This is a genomic window from Paenibacillus sp. BR2-3 (assembly GCF_046529485.1).
Taxonomy (GTDB): Bacteria; Bacillota; Bacilli; order Paenibacillales; family Paenibacillaceae; genus Paenibacillus_AQ.
The window spans coordinates 1,049,365-1,067,081 of sequence record NZ_CP126311.1 but is presented as its reverse complement, the minus strand read 5'-3'; the positions used below and the strand labels follow the sequence as shown (position 1 = coordinate 1,067,081).

The 17,717-nt window shown below is 49.8% G+C and carries 16 protein-coding genes; 7 read left to right on the top strand and 9 right to left on the bottom strand.

Annotated features, from left to right (window positions below; all coding sequences use genetic code 11):
• Positions 1-4 precede the first annotated feature (4 nt).
• Entirely contained in the window at positions 5-1,417 is a 1,413-nt protein-coding gene (locus PaeBR_RS05050) for a PLP-dependent aminotransferase family protein (protein ID WP_410513797.1), read from the bottom strand.
• Positions 1,418-1,587: 170 nt separating this feature from the next.
• On the opposite strand from PaeBR_RS05050, the gene PaeBR_RS05045 reads away from it, so the two are divergent.
• Positions 1,588-2,514 (top strand): DMT family transporter, encoded by a 927-nt coding sequence (locus PaeBR_RS05045; protein ID WP_410513796.1) that lies wholly within the window; start codon positions 1,588-1,590, stop codon positions 2,512-2,514.
• A gap of 111 nt (positions 2,515-2,625) precedes the next feature.
• Here the strand turns inward: PaeBR_RS05045 and PaeBR_RS05040 are convergent, their stop codons facing one another.
• The 6 genes from PaeBR_RS05040 to PaeBR_RS05015 all read right to left on the bottom strand — a co-directional run bounded on the left by PaeBR_RS05040 (position 2,626) and on the right by PaeBR_RS05015 (position 9,690).
• On the bottom strand, positions 2,626-3,966 hold the full coding sequence (locus tag PaeBR_RS05040) for a 6-phospho-beta-glucosidase (RefSeq protein WP_410513795.1): 1,341 nt from the start codon (positions 3,964-3,966) through the stop codon (positions 2,626-2,628).
• Entirely contained in the window at positions 3,959-4,339 is a 381-nt protein-coding gene (locus PaeBR_RS05035) for a PTS lactose/cellobiose transporter subunit IIA (RefSeq protein WP_410513794.1), read from the bottom strand. The genes PaeBR_RS05040 and PaeBR_RS05035 overlap by 8 nt, the downstream gene beginning before the upstream one ends.
• Before the next feature lie 37 nt (positions 4,340-4,376).
• A complete protein-coding gene (gene celB, locus PaeBR_RS05030) occupies positions 4,377-5,738 on the bottom strand; it encodes a PTS cellobiose transporter subunit IIC (protein WP_410513793.1) in 1,362 nt (453 codons plus the stop codon).
• A 6-nt stretch (positions 5,739-5,744) separates the two neighbouring features.
• A complete protein-coding gene (locus tag PaeBR_RS05025) occupies positions 5,745-6,074 on the bottom strand; it encodes a PTS sugar transporter subunit IIB (RefSeq protein WP_410513792.1) in 330 nt (109 codons plus the stop codon).
• Positions 6,075-6,234: 160 nt separating this feature from the next.
• Positions 6,235-8,166 carry a BglG family transcription antiterminator gene (locus PaeBR_RS05020; protein ID WP_410513791.1) on the bottom strand — a complete coding sequence of 644 codons (1,932 nt, stop codon included), beginning with the start codon at positions 8,164-8,166 and terminating at the stop codon, positions 6,235-6,237.
• Between the two features lie 114 nt (positions 8,167-8,280).
• A complete protein-coding gene (locus PaeBR_RS05015; protein WP_410513790.1) occupies positions 8,281-9,690 on the bottom strand; it encodes a glycoside hydrolase family 1 protein in 1,410 nt (469 codons plus the stop codon).
• A 348-nt stretch (positions 9,691-10,038) separates the two neighbouring features.
• Here PaeBR_RS05015 and PaeBR_RS05010 point away from each other — a divergent pair, with 348 nt between their 5' ends.
• Genes PaeBR_RS05010 through glpX form a run of 3 tightly spaced genes read left to right on the top strand, consistent with a single transcriptional unit; the run spans position 10,039 to position 12,526 of the window.
• Positions 10,039-10,683: a helix-turn-helix transcriptional regulator gene (locus PaeBR_RS05010; RefSeq protein ID WP_410513789.1), complete on the top strand. Its 645-nt coding sequence runs from the start codon at positions 10,039-10,041 to the stop codon at positions 10,681-10,683.
• A gap of 19 nt (positions 10,684-10,702) precedes the next feature.
• The gene (locus PaeBR_RS05005) at positions 10,703-11,503 is read left to right on the top strand and encodes a pyruvate, water dikinase regulatory protein (RefSeq protein ID WP_410513788.1); all 801 of its coding nucleotides are present in this window, start codon (positions 10,703-10,705) and stop codon (positions 11,501-11,503) included.
• 27 nt (positions 11,504-11,530) lie between these two features.
• Positions 11,531-12,526 (top strand): class II fructose-bisphosphatase, encoded by a 996-nt coding sequence (glpX, locus tag PaeBR_RS05000; protein ID WP_410513787.1) that lies wholly within the window; start codon positions 11,531-11,533, stop codon positions 12,524-12,526.
• Between the two features lie 304 nt (positions 12,527-12,830).
• On the opposite strand, the gene PaeBR_RS04995 is transcribed toward glpX, so the two are convergent.
• Complete coding sequence (locus tag PaeBR_RS04995) at positions 12,831-13,883, bottom strand: YsnF/AvaK domain-containing protein (protein ID WP_410513786.1); 1,053 nt, start codon at positions 13,881-13,883, stop codon at positions 12,831-12,833.
• A 330-nt stretch (positions 13,884-14,213) separates the two neighbouring features.
• Here PaeBR_RS04995 and PaeBR_RS04990 point away from each other — a divergent pair, with 330 nt between their 5' ends.
• The 3 genes from PaeBR_RS04990 (at position 14,214) to mgrA (ending at position 16,598) form a co-directional block, all read left to right on the top strand.
• A complete protein-coding gene (locus tag PaeBR_RS04990; protein ID WP_410513785.1) occupies positions 14,214-14,525 on the top strand; it encodes a (2Fe-2S) ferredoxin domain-containing protein in 312 nt (103 codons plus the stop codon).
• 155 nt (positions 14,526-14,680) lie between these two features.
• Positions 14,681-15,529: an AraC family transcriptional regulator gene (locus PaeBR_RS04985; protein ID WP_410513784.1), complete on the top strand. Its 849-nt coding sequence runs from the start codon at positions 14,681-14,683 to the stop codon at positions 15,527-15,529.
• A 79-nt stretch (positions 15,530-15,608) separates the two neighbouring features.
• On the top strand, positions 15,609-16,598 hold the full coding sequence (gene mgrA, locus PaeBR_RS04980) for an L-glyceraldehyde 3-phosphate reductase (protein ID WP_410513783.1): 990 nt from the start codon (positions 15,609-15,611) through the stop codon (positions 16,596-16,598).
• Between the two features lie 77 nt (positions 16,599-16,675).
• Here the strand turns inward: mgrA and PaeBR_RS04975 are convergent, their stop codons facing one another.
• Positions 16,676-17,416: a ZIP family metal transporter gene (locus PaeBR_RS04975; RefSeq protein WP_410513782.1), complete on the bottom strand. Its 741-nt coding sequence runs from the start codon at positions 17,414-17,416 to the stop codon at positions 16,676-16,678.
• Positions 17,417-17,717 lie beyond the last annotated feature (301 nt).

Sequence of the window (17,717 nt, the reverse complement as noted above, 5' to 3'; positions counted from 1 at the left end):
CCCCTCACAAGGTTCGCGCCAAAGCCGTCAGGCGCTGCATCCCTTCCCGAAGCTGCCCTTCATTCGCAAAGGAATAGCTGAGCCTGATCCATGACTTCAGCTCCCCTAGAGGATCAAAAATCTCGCCCGGAACGAAGGCAATAGACTGCTCCGTGCATAATCGGAACAATTCCGGGACCGGGATCTGATCCGGCAGCTTCACCCACAAATTCAGCCCGCCCTGCGGTGCTGTCCACTTCCAGCCTGCCGCAGCCAGCTCCTCCTCCATAATTTCCTTATGTACCTGAAGCGCAATCCGCAGCTTTCCAAGGTGCTGCTGGAGCCGCGGCGAGGTGTAGTAATGGAGAAAGATTTTCTGATTGATCAGCGGTGTGCCGTTGTCCGCCAGCGATTTGGCCGTGATGAGCCGCTCCATGAACGGGAATCGGCAGGCGACGGCACAAATCCGCAGACCGGGAGCCACATACTTGCTGAAGCTGCTGATATAGATCACCCAGCCCTCCGTATCATAAGCGAAAAAGGGCGTTGGCGGCGGCTCTCCAAAATACATATCACGGAACGGATCATCCTCCACCAGTAGACAGCGGTAGCGCTCCGCCAGCTCCACCAGCAATTTGCGCTGCCGCGCCGGGACCGTATATCCGGTTGGGTTGTGATGGGTCGGATTCATATAGAACATACGCGGCTTATGCTTCGCCATCAGAGCTTCCACTTTCTCCAGATCATATCCCTCCGGAGTGATGTCAACCGGGACAAGCCTCGCCCCCTCCCGGCGAAAAATATCCATAGCAACGCTGTATGTCGGCCGTTCCACCAGCACCGTGTCCATAGGTCCGAGCAGAATTTTGGCGATCAGATTAATCGCCTGCTGGGCCCCTGAAGTAATCAACAGTTCCTCCGGCGACAGCTGCAGCCGGTGATGCTCCCGGAAATGCCTGCTCAGCGTCTCCCGTAGTTCTTCATCCCCCTGTACCGTGGAATACGTTCCCATAACCTTTGGATACAGGTCGAACACTTTTTTAACATAATCGGATAAATAGAGGTTCGGCAGCAGATTGGGATCGATAAGCGCCTGCGAGAACTGATACTTGGCCGGTACGCGCTGAATCTCCGAGAGAGGGTTCGACAGCAGATAGGAGGGCACCACCGCATTCTCCTCAAAGTCCAGCGAAAGCGAACTGCCCGGGGACACATAATAACCGGACTTATCCTTCACATATACCTTGCCGTCTTCCTTCAACTGCTTATACGCCTTGAACACCGTCAGCCGGTGCACCTTGAGCTCTTCAGCCAGCAGCCGGATGGAAGGCAATTTTTCATGCGCACTCCATTCTCCACGCTCCATCCGGTTGGTCATGAACTCATATACCTGCCGGAATAACGGATGCGTCTGCTGGACTTCCGCTATTTTTTTCATCCCATTCTGTCCCCCTTTTATGTATAATGACGCCGTTTCAGGCTTCCTGAACATTCGTTTGTTTCTATTGTACACGAAATCGGCTCCCATCTGTTCTGCTGCCTTTAATCTGTTCTGCCTCCTCCCCTATATGATTAAACGAATACTTAGCCGCTAAAGGAGAACTGAACATGATATTTATTGCTTATAGTCTCGTCTGTCTTATCTTTGCTACGACCTTCCTGGCGATCAAAATCGGCGTGGATGCCGGTCTCCCCCCTTTCTTCTCAGCAGGAATACGTTTCTTTCTTGCCGGTTTTATACTGTTTCTGTGGATGGTCTGGAAGGGTAAGGCCAGCTTCTCTCTGCTGCTGCGCAAAGAAATGCTCATCACCGGAGCTGCGCTGACGTTCGGAACCTTCTCCACCCTGTACTGGGCCGAACAATATGTATCCTCGGGACTTGCAGCCGTACTGTCGGCTACCGGACCTATAATGATTCTGGTGCTGCAAACCGCTTTTCTTCGTCAAAAGGCACCCGCGCTCTCGCTTTACGGCTGTCTGATCGGCTTTGTTGGTGTACTTTTACTAGTTCTGCCCAGTCTTTCGCTGGATGTATCGTCGTTATGGCTGATAGGCTGCGCTGTCATCCTGATCGGCGAATGCGGCTACGCTTCGGGAACACTCTATTCCAAAAAAGTTATCGCTGCCTTCCCGGATGTCTCTCCGATCGCATTAAATGCGGCACAAATGATGTACGGCGGTACGCTGATGCTCATACTGTCATTTTTCACCGAGAACGTGCAGCCTGAGTTTCTTTTCTCGTTCAAGGCAGCCGGTTCCCTTCTCTATCTGATCGTTATGGGCTCCATGGTCGGTCACAGCCTGTACTACTGGCTCGTTGCCAAGACCAATCCGGTCTTTCCAGCCACCTGGCTCTATGTTTCTCCCCCCATTGCAGTCGGCGTAGGCGTACTGTTCTATAATGAGGCAGTCTCCTGGATTACACTCCTCGGCGTGGCTACTATCATTGTGGGCACAGTGCTCGTCAACGGCAACGCATTGAAGCATTTAATCCTAAAACCACGGCTCAGAGCCGATTTATCAAAAAAAATCTGATATAGTACCGTATTAGGCTCGATTATTATGTACTCAGGGAGACGGCAAAAACCTTCCACTGCAAAGGCGTAACGCCCTTGTAATGGAAGGTTATAAAACGAATGGTATAACTTAAACCAGAGCCGCAGCAGGTTCCGTGCGGAAGAACAGCGGTAGATGCTCACGGTGCGCTTCCAGCATTTCATCAAGAATTTGCTTGGCGATTCCGTCGGAAGGTACGAGAGGATTGATGACCATCGCCATGAGCGCTATCTTGTAATCCCCGGTTACTGCCGCTTCGGCCGCCGTCCGTTCAAACGATTTGATCTGCTGCACCAGGCCTCTGACCGGTACGGGCAGTTCGCCGACCGCTAACGGCTTCGGTCCGTCTTTGGTGATAACGCAGTTCAGCTCCACGGCAGAATCGTCCGGAATACCCGCGATTGCCCCGTTATTGCGCACGTTCACCGTCTGGATATCCCCTTTATCATTGTACAGGGAATTGATCAGATTGCAGGCGGCATCACTGTAATAAGCTCCTCCGCGCTGCTCCAGCTGCGGCGGCTTGATGTCAAGCTGCGGGTCCTTGTACAGCTCGAACAGCTCCGCCTCCAGTTTCTTGACGACTTCGGCTCTTGTTCCCTCATTCCGGGACGCTTCCAGCTCATGCTCGAACATCTTCCGGGTCTGGTAATAATACCGGTGGTACGGACAGGGGAGAACTCCAAGCGCCTGCAGAAACTCCGGTTCCCACTGCATATCCTTAATGTTCTTCATGGTAACGCCGGATACGCTGCCGTCAGTCAGTTTTCCGATGACTTGGCTGGTAACATTCCCCCCGTCAAGATAAACGTTTAATCCGAATACCATATGATTCAATCCGGCAAAATCAATATGAACACGCGAGCCTTCCACACCTAGAAGCTCGGCAATATTCATCTTCATGCCCACCGGAACGTTGCACAGCCCGACTACCTTTTTAATATTGCTGTATCTCAGCACCGCTTCCGTCACCATACCCGCAGGATTGGCGAAATTCACCAGCCAGGCGTCCGGACACAGCTCCTCCATGTCTTTGCATATTCCGAGAATGACCGGAATGGTTCGCAGTCCCTTAAACAATCCGCCCGGTCCATTCGTCTCCTGCCCAATCACCCCATATTTGAGCGGAATCTTTTCATCCTTTATTCTGGCGTCGAGCAGACCTACCCGCAGCTGGGTTGTAACAAAATCGGCGCCTTTCAAGGCTTCCCGGCGGTCGAGCGTCAGATGAATCTTCATGGGAATTCCCGCCTTCTCTACCATTCTGCGGGCCAGACTCCCTACGATCTCCAGCTTCTCCTTGCCCTCTTCAATATCTACCAGCCACAGCTCACGGACGGGAAGCTCGTTATAGCGTTTGATGAAGCCTTCAATCAGTTCCGGCGTATAACTGGAACCGCCGCCGATCGTAACGATTTTTACGCTATTCATTTTTTCGTACCTCCAGGATTAAATTTCCAATTTTTTCGTACAGGTCTATAAACTCTTCAGCCATGTCCCGAATGGTAATGGCATTCATCAGATGATCCTGGGCATGAACCATCATGACGGTCATCTCCATCTTTTCTCCCGATGCTTCTTTGCGGATCAGACGGGTTTGAATTTTGTGGGAAGCAACAAGCTCCTTTTTGGCGCTTTCGAGCGCCTCCCGTGCCGCCGGCATCTGACCGTTTTTGGCATATCGAATGGCCTCCATACATGAACTTCGCGCATCTCCTGCATGTAATATAATCTGAAATACAATTTCTGTGGCATTCAGCTCTTCAGAACTGCTGTCAGCGGATGTGATATCTGCAGTACCCATATTCTCCATCTCCTTCTCTAATGCTTTCTTTTTATGTTTATAAATTTACTGCATTCGTTGGACGGTCCGTACCTGCTTCAGTATCCATGAATTCCTGATCCTCTTCTTTGCGCTTCATTTTATCCCACATTCCAAAGAAGGGGTAATAAATCAGGAACGTCATGCCTATATTGAACAGTTGCATAAACGCGCCCGAGATCTTCCCTCCGGTAGCCAGGTAACCCGACAGGAGCGGAGGCATCGTCCAAGGGACCGCAATTCCGGCCGGTTTTGCCACAAGCCCTGTCGACATTCCGATATAAGTGGTGATAACCGCCAACACCGGAGCAAGAATGAACGGTATAATAAGCAGCGGATTCAGTACGACCGGCATGCCGAAAATAATCGGCTCATTAATGTTAAACAAAGAGGGTCCGGCCGCCAGCCGCCCAAGCTGCTTCATTTGCTTGCTGCGCGCCCGCAGGATCATACAGATGACCAGCGCCAAGGTTGCGCCGCTTCCGCCCACATTAATAAAGTTATCAAAAAACTGCTGGGTGAAGATATTCGGGAGCGCTTCGTTGTTCTGAAACGCGATGCGGTTCTCATCCATCGCACCATACCATATCGGGGCCATTACCCCGCCGACGATATTGGCGCCATGCAGGCCGCTTACCCACAGCAGCACTATTACGAGTTCGGCAACGATACTGCCTCCAAGACTGCCCCCGAGCACGCCAAGCGGTCCGCCGATGACTTTACCAACCACTTCGTGCAGACTGCCAAAGCTGGTTTGCTCCACGATCAGACGGATAACCCATACGGATGTAAGCACAAAAAATCCGGGGATCAGGGCAATAAACGATTTACTGACTGAAGGCGGTACGCCATCCGGCAGTCGGATAACAAAATTCTTCTTAACGACCCAACGATATATTTCGGTAGACAGCATGGCGATGATCATTCCAACGAACAGGCCTCTGCTTCCCATAAGAGAAGTTGGTATAGCTCCTCCGACCATAATAGCCTCGGTTTGTCCTTCCGGCGTATACCCCACCTGGAAAGGAGTCGCCAGCAGGAATGCCGATACGGATATGGCACCTGCTGTCAGAGCATCCAGCTCATAGCTTTGTGCCAGACGGTAAGCGATTCCAAAAGTGGCGATCAGCGCCATAATATCGAACGTAACCCCTACGGGATAGGATAATTTAGTTGCCCATTGATCCCCGAAAATTCCGGCCATGAAGTCTGAATAACCCGGTATGGGCAGATTGGACAAGATCAGAAACAGCGAGCCGATGATGACCAGCGGCATCGTAAGAATCATACCGTCGCGCAAGGCCAGCAGGTGGCGCTGGGAGGCAACCCGTCCGGCAACGCCCATGACCTTATTTTCCAAAAAGTCGTTAAATTTGTTCATTATACATTACCCTCCTATTCTGTTAGCATTTTTGGAGGAAGCCAACTTTTGCGCATGTTTCAATACCTCTGCACCGTTGCACATGCCATAGTGAACCGAATTGATGACCTCCGCCTGGATGCCTTTCTCAGCGGCAAATTTCTTCATCTGCGGCAGCATATAGCGTACCTGCGGCCCGAGCAGCAGACAGTCAGCCTGGTCGATATGGTTTCGGACCGTATCTCCGGGAACCGCCCAGATTTTGCAGTCTATTCCCTGATCGGCAGCAGCCTTCTCCATCTTTGTTACCAACAGGCTTGTAGACATTCCGGCAGCACAGCAAAGTAAAATATTCATCTTGTATTCCTCCTTAGGTTGGATAAGTTTGATTGGTTATGGGTTCATTGTAGAATAAAAACGCTTACATCTACAGCTAGTGTTTTGCCGCCATAATACGGAAAAACAAAACCTCACAGACCATCCTGTATATTGGCTGCTTTATCATCCAAACGTCGGCTTAGGTCAGCGTGCAAAATACATGTATGAAATCCTGATATGTTTTGCACCTCAGGAGCTGCTGCACCAGTTCTTCATTATTTAGAATGCTTGCGAGAATGTCGTACATTTTCTGCAGATCCTCCGTACTGTTGCGCTGCACGCAGAGAAGACAAATCAATTGAACCGGTTTATCGTCCCAGTTAATGGATTTCTGCAACGTGCATATCACCCAGAAGGTCGATTGGGTCTGCGGCTTCAACGGATGCGGAATGGCGACAAAGTTGCCAAAGGAAGTCGGGGAGACCGACTCCCGCTTGAAGACAGAATCCGTAAAGGATTCGTCCACCAATCCGAGTCCCAGAAGCTTACTGCCCAGAAAATGCAGCACTTCCTCCTTGCTGTCGAACTTCTGTTGAAGAAACAGCAGCTTCTTGCGCATATATTCCAATGCGGGAAAGCCGGACCCCGAAACGACTTGGCCGATCCGTTCGATATCTTCTCCGCCAAGAAAGGTTTTCACTTCAACATGGGGGATCGGCAGTGTATCCGGAAGCGGAATCGTACTGATGACAAAGTCAAGGGAGTGAAGCGGCAACCGGTCCAACTTGTAATATTCTGTCGTTCCGACAATGTCCAGCTTGGTCCCGAAGACGGATTGCAGCTTGTAATACAGCAGCCGGGCGCTTCCCGCCCCTGATGCACATACAATCATGCAGCGCTTGGGCCTGTTCTCCATTTTCTTACGCTCCATGGCTCCTCCGATATGAATGGCCAGATAACCGATCTCATTGTCGTCGATCACTATGCCAAGTTCGCGCCTGATCACTTCTGCGGCCAGTATCCCCGCCTCAAAGGCGACCGGATAATTGTGTTTAAAGTCATCCAGCATGGGATTCCGCACCTTCATCCCATAGTTGAACCGGTTGATGACAGGCTTCAGATGCAGGCTTAAGCTTATAAACAATTCTGTATCATACCGTATACCCAGCTGCAGGTCTTTTTCGATCATTTCCAGAATCTCCTCGGTCAGCTGATAGATTTCCCCGGTAATAAAGCTTTTGATTTCCGTCAGATTGATGTGGGCATCCGTAATGGTCTTGACCCCAAGGAGATGAATGGCAATATATGCAATTTCGGCCGAGGGAAATGTCAAATGCAGCTCCTTCCCGATCATCGCGGCCAGTTTTTGCGCTACTCCATATTCTTTTTGAGTCTCGATTCTTATGATTTCTTCCGGATAAAAGGAAGCGTATTTCTGTTCAAGGATTCGTTTGCAGGCGATTGCGATATGGATTCCAAGATTGTTCAGCGCGATATCAGAAAGAGAGATTCCATTCTCCTCAACCTGCTCAAGAATACAGTCCCGGATCACAGCCATTTCGTTCTGCGAAAGGAGCGGCAGCGGGAAACCGCAAGCGTTCCTGCTCTCATCGTTACGATTAAAAATAAACTCCGAAAGGCAGTAGCGGAGCTTATTTTCGATCCCTTTGATCTTGATACCGTAGTTCGGGCGCTTATCAAGGCAAAGGTCGTATCTCTTCAATATTTGTTTTACATTCTTGATATCATTCTGAATGGTCGATCTGCTCACATACATTTTGTCCGCCAAATCGTCCAGCTTGACGTAACCTTCGGCCAGAAGCAGGCATTTCAGAAGAAATCGGCTTCGATCCTCCTCGAATTCCGGTATGTCCCCGGGCTTCCCGTTATCGCTGCGGATCACTTCCTTCAACAGCTTGCGAAACAATTGGTCATCAATAACTTCAAGCTGATAGCCAGCTCCCATCAGGGATTTAATGCTTGCTCCATACCGGGAAAGCAGCGAATCAAGTTCTTTCATATCATTGCGGATCGTTCTGGAAGAAACCTTAATCGTATTTGCCAAATATTCGCCCGTTACCACAGATTCAGTTAACAGAATGTGCAGGATATCATATACGCGGGAATGCACAGGAATAGTCCCCCATCTCCAGTTCATTAGTAGGTTTCAAAAGCAGCCTGAGCCAAAGCGAATAAACCTTCAAACCATTGAACCCATGGAATTGGAGGTTTATTCACTGTATCCCTATTCAGTTAAGCTGCTAGATTCTATCAAATCCTTGTACCAGAAAAAGCTTTTCTTGCGGATTCGCCGCATGTCCTTCAGATCGAATTCATCACGATTGACGTAAATAAAGCCGTATCGTTTGCCTATTCCCTGATGGGTGCTAACGAGATCGATAGCCGACCAAGGGCAGTATCCGAATAAAGGAACGCCGTCGGAAATGGCCAGCTGGCACTGCTCAAGATGCCGGCGCAAATATTCAATCCTGTAGTCGTCATTAATCTTATCGCCGTCTTCCAATTGATCGTAAGCGCCCAAGCCGTTCTCCGTAACGATTAATGGCAGGTGGTAGCGTTCGTTGATCTCACGGAGCGTAATCCGAAAACCGACGGGATCGATTTCCCACCCGAATTCCGTTTTCTGCAGGTAGGGATTGCTGTGCCCCTTATAAACGCCCGTTTCGCCGACAACGATCTGCTGATCGCCCGTGCTGCCAACGTCGCTTGAATTCCCGGTGCTTTCCGCTACGGCCATCGAATTGTAGTAGTTAAAAGCAATAAAATCCGGTTTGGCCGCAGCCAATATGTCCATATCACCTTCCAAAATAACCGGTGTGTAGCCTTTCGCCTCGAAATAACTCCAAGCCACGTCGTTATAACGTCCGAAGCAGGCCATGTCCAAATAGAGCCAGTTGCGGATGGAACTAAAATTATGGGCAGCCAGCACATCCTCCGGTTTTGAACTCGCCGGATAGATACAGGAAATATTAGGCGCAGGGCCGATTTTGGTATTCGGAAGCATATCGTGGCAAGCAGCAATCGCTTTGGCCTGGGCCAGAAGCATATGATGGTTTTGCTGGTACAGCTCTTTTTCCGGATTTTCCAGATTCGGGTCCACCGTCCCTATTGCCGTACCATGAAGAATCATCATGTTCTGCTCATTAATGGTCAGCCAATAGTTGACCCGATCCCCGAAATGTTCGAACAGCGTTCTGGAGTAATTTTCAAAAGCGTCGATCGTGTCCCGGTTAGACCAGCCGCCTCGTTTCTGCAGCGCATACGGCAGATCAAAATGATACATCGTAACTATCGGTTCTATTTTATAAGAGATCAGTTCGTTGATCAGGTTGTTATAGAAATCTATTCCCTTCGCATTTAATTTTCCTGTGCCCTCAGGATAGATACGCGTCCATGCAATCGAAAAGCGGTACGCTTTAAATCCCATTTCGGCAAGCAGAGCGACATCCTGTTTATAATGATGGTAATGGTCGCTGGCTACCTTGAAGTCGGCCGTTCCCTCAACCCGGTGCCCGATATCGATTACAGAAGGACCTTTGCCGTCTTCGTCCCATGCTCCCTCGATTTGATAGGCCGATGTGGAACCGCCCCAAAGAAAATGTTCCGGGAAAGGTTTCAGGTTACGATGCTGCATAATCCAGCCCCCTCTTTGAATTGTTTGGTTTATTTCCTTGAATCCGGTAACCTTACCCATCCATTTTAACGCCGGTAACCGCGAATTTATATGTATTAATTTTCCGCGACTTGGCGGAAAACCATTTTAAAGCGAATTATCCTGAACCAAAGAATGAAAACGAATTCTTCAAAAAAAATCCGATATAGTACGTACTATATCTTGCATTAATGATCATTATTGCGTATTATATAATCCATAAAGCAGATTATTTTCTCAATAAGACTCATATATGAAAGGGGGAACGGGCAATCGGTGCTCCTTTTCTATAAAGGACTACCTTGTTGTATCTGGAAGTGGAGGTAACCCGTGATCGAACTGACATCCCGTCAACTGCAAATCATTGATATTGTGAAAAAAAAAGCTCCGATTACTGGAGAACAGATTGCCGAAAGCCTGCACCTTAGCCGGCCGACCATCCGCTCCGATCTGTCTGTACTGGTTATGCTCGATTATATCGACGCCAAACCGAAGGTGGGTTATTTTCTCGGCAAGAAATCCTCACCAAGTCTGGGCAGCGGCTATCTGCTGCAGGAAACCCAGGTCAAGGATATTCAAAGCGTGCCTATTATCATCCGCGAGACGACTACCATTCAGGACGCCGTGGTCACACTGTTTCTGCAGGATGTCGGCACGCTGATCATTTGCGACGAAGACGGCAAGCTGGCCGGAGTGGCTTCCCGCAAAGATTTTTTGAAAGTGACGCTGGGCAATCCTGGCGCAGTATCCATGCCTGTAAGCATGGTCATGACGCGCCAGCCCAAGGTAGTAACGATTCTGCCTGATGAAACGGTGCTCGACGCCGCCCACAAAATGATTTTTCACGAGGTAGACAGTTTGCCGGTGGTTGTTCCCTGCCATGTGGAAGGAGCAGGCACAAAGCTGGACGTAGTAGGTCGCCTGACGAAAACCTCCATCGTAAAACTTCTCCTCGATCTCGAAGCCAGAGGATAACGGGAGGAACCAGAAGAGTATGGAAGAATCTTCACACTTCATAACAATATGCTCGGATTCTATAGGGGATACGGCGGAGGCTGTCGTGCAGGCCGTCATTCATCAATTTCAGAATCAGCGCGTCACGATCAGAAGATACGGCAATGTAAGACATGAGGATGAGCTGAAAAAGCTTATGGAAGAAGCTGCACAGAGTCAAGGCTTTGTCGCCTACACCCTCGTACAGCCGGAGCTTCGGGAGACTATCCGCGAGGAGGCCGTTCGGCTTGATCTGCGCATTGTGGATATTATGGGTCCCATGATGCAAGCATTCATTGATACATTTAATGATGCTCCGCAGCGTAAACCCGGTCTCCTGCATCAGCTCGATGAGGACTACTTCCGACGTATCGAGGCGATTGAGTTCACTGTCGCCTGTGATGACGGGCGCGACCTCGGCGCGATGCTGAGGGCGGATATTGTCCTGCTGGGCATGTCCCGCACCTCCAAGACGCCGCTCAGCATCTTTCTCGCCCACCGGGGCAAAAAAGTCGTCAACTATCCGATTGTACCGGAGATCGGCCCGCCCCAGCAGCTCCTTAGTCTGCCTGCGAACCGGCTGATCGGGCTGCGAATGGACCCGGAGCATATGCTGAAAATCCGCTCCGAGCGCCTGAAGATGCTGGGCCTGCCGGTTGGCTCCCAATACGCCAGCCTGGCCCGCATAACGGAAGAGATGGAATATGCCGAGGCCCTATTTGCCCGGTTAGAGTGCCCTGTTATTGATATTACCGACAAGGCCATCGAGGAAACCGCCGGAATTATCATGGGTTATATCTGATTATCATTTGAACTGGAGGGAAATCATATGGAACGCGAATTGGCTCTTGAGATTGTACGGGTAACTGAAATGGGTGCTCTGGCATCGGCCCGCTGGATTGGCCGGGGAGATAAGAATGCAGCTGATGATGCGGCTACGACCGCTATCCGTTCCATGTTTGATTCCGTCTCCATTGACGGTACCGTTGTTATCGGCGAAGGTGAAATGGATGATGCACCGATGCTCTATATCGGGGAGCGGGTCGGGAACCGTAACGGCCCCTCGGTCGACGTCGCGGTTGATCCGCTGGAAGGAACCGAGGTCGTTGCCTGCGGACTGCACAATGCCCAATCCGTGATTGCCATTGCCAGTAAGGGCAGCCTGCTGCACGCTCCTGACATATACATGGAGAAGTTGGCCTGCGGTCCCGAGCTTGCCGGCAAGCTGTCCATTGAAGATCCCGTTGAGATCACCTTGCAGAAGGCATCCGCTCATACCGGCAAGTCCCTCTCCGAATTAACCGTGATGGTTCTTGACCGCAAACGGCACGAGAAGCTGATTGCAGCACTGCGCACAGCAGGTGTTCGCATCAAATTGCTGAGTCACGGAGATGTAGCCGGTGCTATCGCGGCGGCTCTGCCCGACAGTGATGTTGATTTGTACATGGGCTCCGGCGGAGCACCCGAAGGAGTGCTGGCTGCGGCTGCGCTGAAATGCCTGGGCGGGGAAATGCAGGGCAAATTGCTGCCGGAAGGTCCGTTCGAGCTGCAGCGGTGCATGCGGATGGGCATCGCCAATCCGACGCGCGTGCTCTACATGGAGGACATGGTAGGCACGGGTGACGTTATCTTCGCCGCAACCGGTGTAACCTCCGGCGAATTTCTGAATGGTGTCCGTTTGATCGGCCAAGAGCGGGCCGAGACACATTCTGTAATTATGCGGGCGCAGAGCCGCACCATCCGTTATATCCGCAGTATTCATTTTCTCCCGGGCAAGGAAATTCCGACTCGACTGCCCGGCAGACAGAATGCGGCGTCTATGTAATAGCTCAATAACAAAAGGGGGTGTCCCAAAAGCCATGAAATGGCTGCTGGATATCCCCTGGTTTTTTGCGTAGGTTGGACGCGGGCTCTTGGGTGGACGCTCCGCGAACGGACCGTTGTTCCATCCTCTCCGCTGCTTTAAGTGGAAAAAGTTTCTGCACTCCTCTTTAAAATCACCTCGTTCGTATCGTCCATGCCACAGCCTATCCGGGCAGCTACCATCTCCTGAAGCAAGCCGCCACTGACCAAAAACGCAAAGCAGCGATTCTCCAATAAAGGGAGAATCGCTGCTGTTTTCTCAAAGATTAACGTCTGTTATACATGGAATCTTCTTCACGGGTCCGGCTGCGATCCGTGCTGAGTTCATCACTGCCACTGACCTTCACATCGCCAGTCTTGTCCACCCGGGTTTCTTCACGCTTCACTGTATCCCTAACCTGCTCGGTATCTTGATATTCACGTTTATGAACGTCCACTTCGCCGGTGACTGCCGTATTTTTGCGGACTTCAACCTTTTCTTCACTTACAGGTATGCGGATCGTTTCATCCGCGCCAATGGAATCTGACGTAGAGTCATTATTCACAGAGTGCCGCTCAATGACAATTTCTTCACGGGTAACCGGAACGTTGATTGTTTTTTGCTCCTCCACGACATCCTTATGAATCGCAACCTCACCGGACTGCACCTTGTTTTTGGATACATCCAGCTGTTCTTCCCGCAGCCGCAGCTTGCGGTCCTCATCCAGATCTCGGTCCGTCGTATAATCTGCGGTCCGCCGCTCGTTAACCAAAGTGGAATTCATGGTATCCAGCCCCGTATCACTGCGACCTTCCAGTCCCGAGCCGTTGAATGCGGCGTCCACATAGCGGTCAGAATTCACTGAATGGTGGTTGCGGAAAACAGAATACACATCATTCACCTGTACGTGGTCAGCGTCCACCATAACGAGAATCCGGCCTTCACTTACATAATTATCATAGCTTTTCGCTTCATCTTCCGGTATACCGAGTCCGATCAGACCGCCCACAAGTCCGCCTGTACCGGCACCAACGGCAGCTCCCGCCAGCGTTGCTGCGATAGGTCCTGCTGCGATGATGGGGCCGATGCCCGGAATAGCCAAGGCGCCAATCCCTGCAAGCAGTCCCGTCAGACCGCCGAGCAGACCGCCGGTTGCAGCCCCGGATGCCATTCCCTCTGGTGCTTTTGTTCCCGTTTCGTCGCTAATCGAATTTACATCACGTTTGTTTCTAGCAATAACGGAGATATCTTCTGCTTGAAAACCATGATGTTTTAAATCCTGAATAGCCTGAGAAGCCTCATGCTCACTATAAAACACACCTACAATTTTCTTATTCATAACGATTCCCTCCTGCTAGCTTTTTATTTTGGTTTACTATTGACTTGCTCATAGCTTTATTAACCAAACTGCTCCCGGATAAACTGAAATATTACAAATTTGAAGTAAGATCCAGATATAAAGTTATGAAACAGGATATGTTTAGGAATAGAGACACAATATTGTCATTTTTTTAAATATAAAGTTATGTAATCTAACATGATTTTTATAAAATCACCCTATTTGTTAAGCCTTTTAGAACAATCGCCGTTTGGCTATGATTTCTGCCCTGTAAAAAGCTATACTCTCTTTAGATATGTTAATAAACACTACATCGCAGGAGGCGTACCCATGAACATGAGGTTAAAGGTATTGAAGGATCATCTGCTGTTTTGCTGCAGTGAGCACTGCGCCAACCAGGAGGTGGAAGACCTCATGCAGGCCTTCAAGGAAGAGCTTGTAGCGAAGGGTATTCACAAAACGGTAAAAATCAACAAAACGAGCTGCCTGGGACTGTGCGGCAACGGTCCCTTTCTCATTGTATATCCCGATGGCATATGGTATTACAACGTGACCCAGGACGATGTTTCACGGATTGTAGAGGAGCATCTGATCCAGGGAGAGCCTGTAGAAGAGCTCATTATGCTGAAGATGGAAGCCTAAGCCTCCCCCTTCGATTTATAGGAAAGTCCCACCTCAACAAAGAGGATGGGACTTCTTTCGGTTTATCAGCCGTATAAAATATATTGTATAATGAAGAAGTATCCATCATCCTTATGCAAGAACCACCTTAATCCAGGAAAGAGGCTGAAGCAGCCATGGCTATATTCAATTACAATTCCGAGCGTCCCTTCCGGGGCAATCCCGACCTTCATCTTCATTATTGGGGACGGGAGAAGTGTGCTTCCGGACATTCTGTCGGACCCGGGGTACGCGACTTGTATAAAATCCATTTCATTCATGAGGGAACAGGCCAGGTATCTGTAGGCGAGTATTCTCATAACCTCCAAGCCGGACAAGCCTTTCTGACCTACCCGCACATTGTTACTTATTATGCAGCAGATTTGCACACCCCTTGGACGTACTCCTGGATCGCCTTCACCGGTGAGCAGGTAGATTATCTTTTGTCCAAAACATCATTATCTCCCGAGCATCCGGTGTTCCCGATGGATCAACTTATGATGCCGGAGCTATATGAACGTCTTACACAGGCTGCAGAGACTACTGATAGTCTTGATCTCCCCTTAAAAGCAATCCTTTACCAGTTCTTTGCCCTGTTGCTGCAAACGGTCCCGGCCTCCTCGGACATCCTTCCTTTACCCAAACAGAAAAGCATATATGTTGAGCAATGCCTCCATTTCCTGCATTCCCATTACTGTGAGAATGTCACGGTAGAAATGATGTCCTCTACATTGAAGCTGGACCGCAAATACTTGTCATCATTGTTCAAACGGGCGATCGGACTCCCACCACAGCAGTATTTATTGAATTTCCGGATCGCCAAGGCATGCGAACTGCTGACGGAGACTCCATGTACTATTGGTGAAATTTCACACTCCGTCGGTTATCAGGATGCCCTGCTTTTCTCGCGCATGTTCAAGAAAGTAAAGGGTTGTTCACCGAAGGCATATCGCATCCGGCATATGAATAATGACATTGTTCTATAAATCCCATCCATACTGACATACGCTTACACCCTCTCTTTCGCTACAATTGGTGCTAGATAAACCTTTAGGAGGAAAAAGAATGTACAACGCCAGTCCCACCAGATATGACAGTATGACATATAACCGCACAGGCAAAAGCGGTCTGCGCCTTCCGGCGATCTCGCTCGGACTGTGGCACAACTTCGGCGGTAACGATGTATTTGAGAACGGCAGAGCCATGGTAAGAAAAGCCTTCGATCTCGGCATTACCCATTTCGATCTTGCCAACAACTACGGTCCGCCCGCAGGATCTGCCGAAGAAAATTTCGGGCAAATTCTGAAGAAAGATTTCACCGCCTACCGTGACGAAATGATCATTTCCAGCAAAGCCGGGTATTATATGTGGCCGGGTCCCTACGGCGAATGGGGCTCCAAGAAATATCTGGTCTCCAGTCTGGATCAGAGTCTGCAGCGGATGGGGCTGGATTATGTCGATATTTTCTATCACCACCGTCCGGACCCGAATACTCCGCTGGAAGAGACCATGGCAGCACTCGATTTGATTGTCCGCCAAGGCAAGGCGCTCTATGTCGGTATCTCGAACTATGGAGCAGAGCAAGCGCGTGAGGCTGCACAAATCCTGCGCCGCCTTGGAACTCCATGCCTTATCCATCAACCAAGCTACTCCATGTTCAACCGCTGGATCGAAGACGGCCTGCAGGATGTACTGGCTGAGGAAGGGGTCGGCACCATTGCGTTCTCACCGCTGCAAAAAGGTATCCTGACCGACCGTTACCTGAACGGTATCGCTGCAGATTCCCGCGCTGCCGGACCAAGCGTATTCCTGTCCGAGAAGGAGATTACCGAAGAGGTTATCGGCAAGGTACGGAAGCTGAACGACATTGCTGCCGTACGCGGTCAAAAAATGTCGCAGCTGGCTTTATCGTGGGTACTTCGTGGTGGAAAAGTAACCTCTGCCCTGATCGGCGCCAGCAAAGTAAGCCAAATCGAGGATGCAGTAGCCTCTCTGAATGCGCCGGAGCTCAGCTCAGAAGAGCTGGAGCAGATCGAGAATATTTTGCGGGGATAATCGCCTGAAATAAATCAAGACGGCCGATGAGATGTAGCAGCTCAGACTACTGCGATCTCGTTGGCCGTCTTTTTCCTTCATCCACCTGACCCGAAAAATTGTGTAATATAAACCATAACCAACAATCCAAATATAAATGAATACGTTGATGGTCGTTCGTACCCGTGTCCATGGCTCTCCGGAATGAGCTCCTTGTAAACGATAAACAGCATAGCTCCGGCGGCAAACGCCAGTCCGTAACCGACCATATTCTGTATAGAGCTAGCTGTAAAGTATCCAATAATCGCCGAGACCATCTCCATCAGGCCCGTAAGCGTAACAATCGCCAGCGCCTTCATCCTGCTTATTCTGGAGTTCATCAGAAAGACTGCCAAGATCAGCCCCTCTGGCATATTTTGTGCGCCAATTGCAATAGCCACCATGGGACCTAGACTGGCCTGCTCACTGGCATAGCTAAATCCAGTACTGAGACCTTCCGGAATATTATGAATGAACAGCGCGATGATAACAAGCAGCGCCTTAGTATCCATGTTTGTATACCCGGGTTTGTTCTCTACATCTATATGAGGAATATTCTTCTCGATCAAATCGAGCAGTAGTACCCCGGTAATCAGACCCAAGGTTAACGAGATAATACCCGACTCCATAATCGCTTGCGGCATTAAACCAAAGGTGGATGCAGAAACCATAATCCCTGCTGTGAATGCAACGAGCACATCCTTCCACTTCTCCGATAATTGCTTCACGAACAGGATGGGGATTGCGCCAAGTACAGTTGCCATTGCAGATAAAAAGCTTCCGATAAGAGCAGTTTCCAAGTCTCCAACTCCTTTAATCAAAGGGACTAATCTACCTAACTAATTACGCTTCTCCAGACATATATATGTTTACTTTTGAGCATTGATTATACGCGAAAACTAATTAACTCACACAAGCGGCTTGTGTGAGTTATTAGTTTTCTCCTTAAGGAGTCCGTCCTCCCAGACTATCTGCACTTCCAGGTACCTTCAACAGCCTGCTGAATCTCATTCAGGGTATCTTCCAGGCTTCTGTAGAAACCGTATGAGGCCAATATATAAAGTAGCATCCTCGCGGGCAACCATCGCTACTATTTTGGCC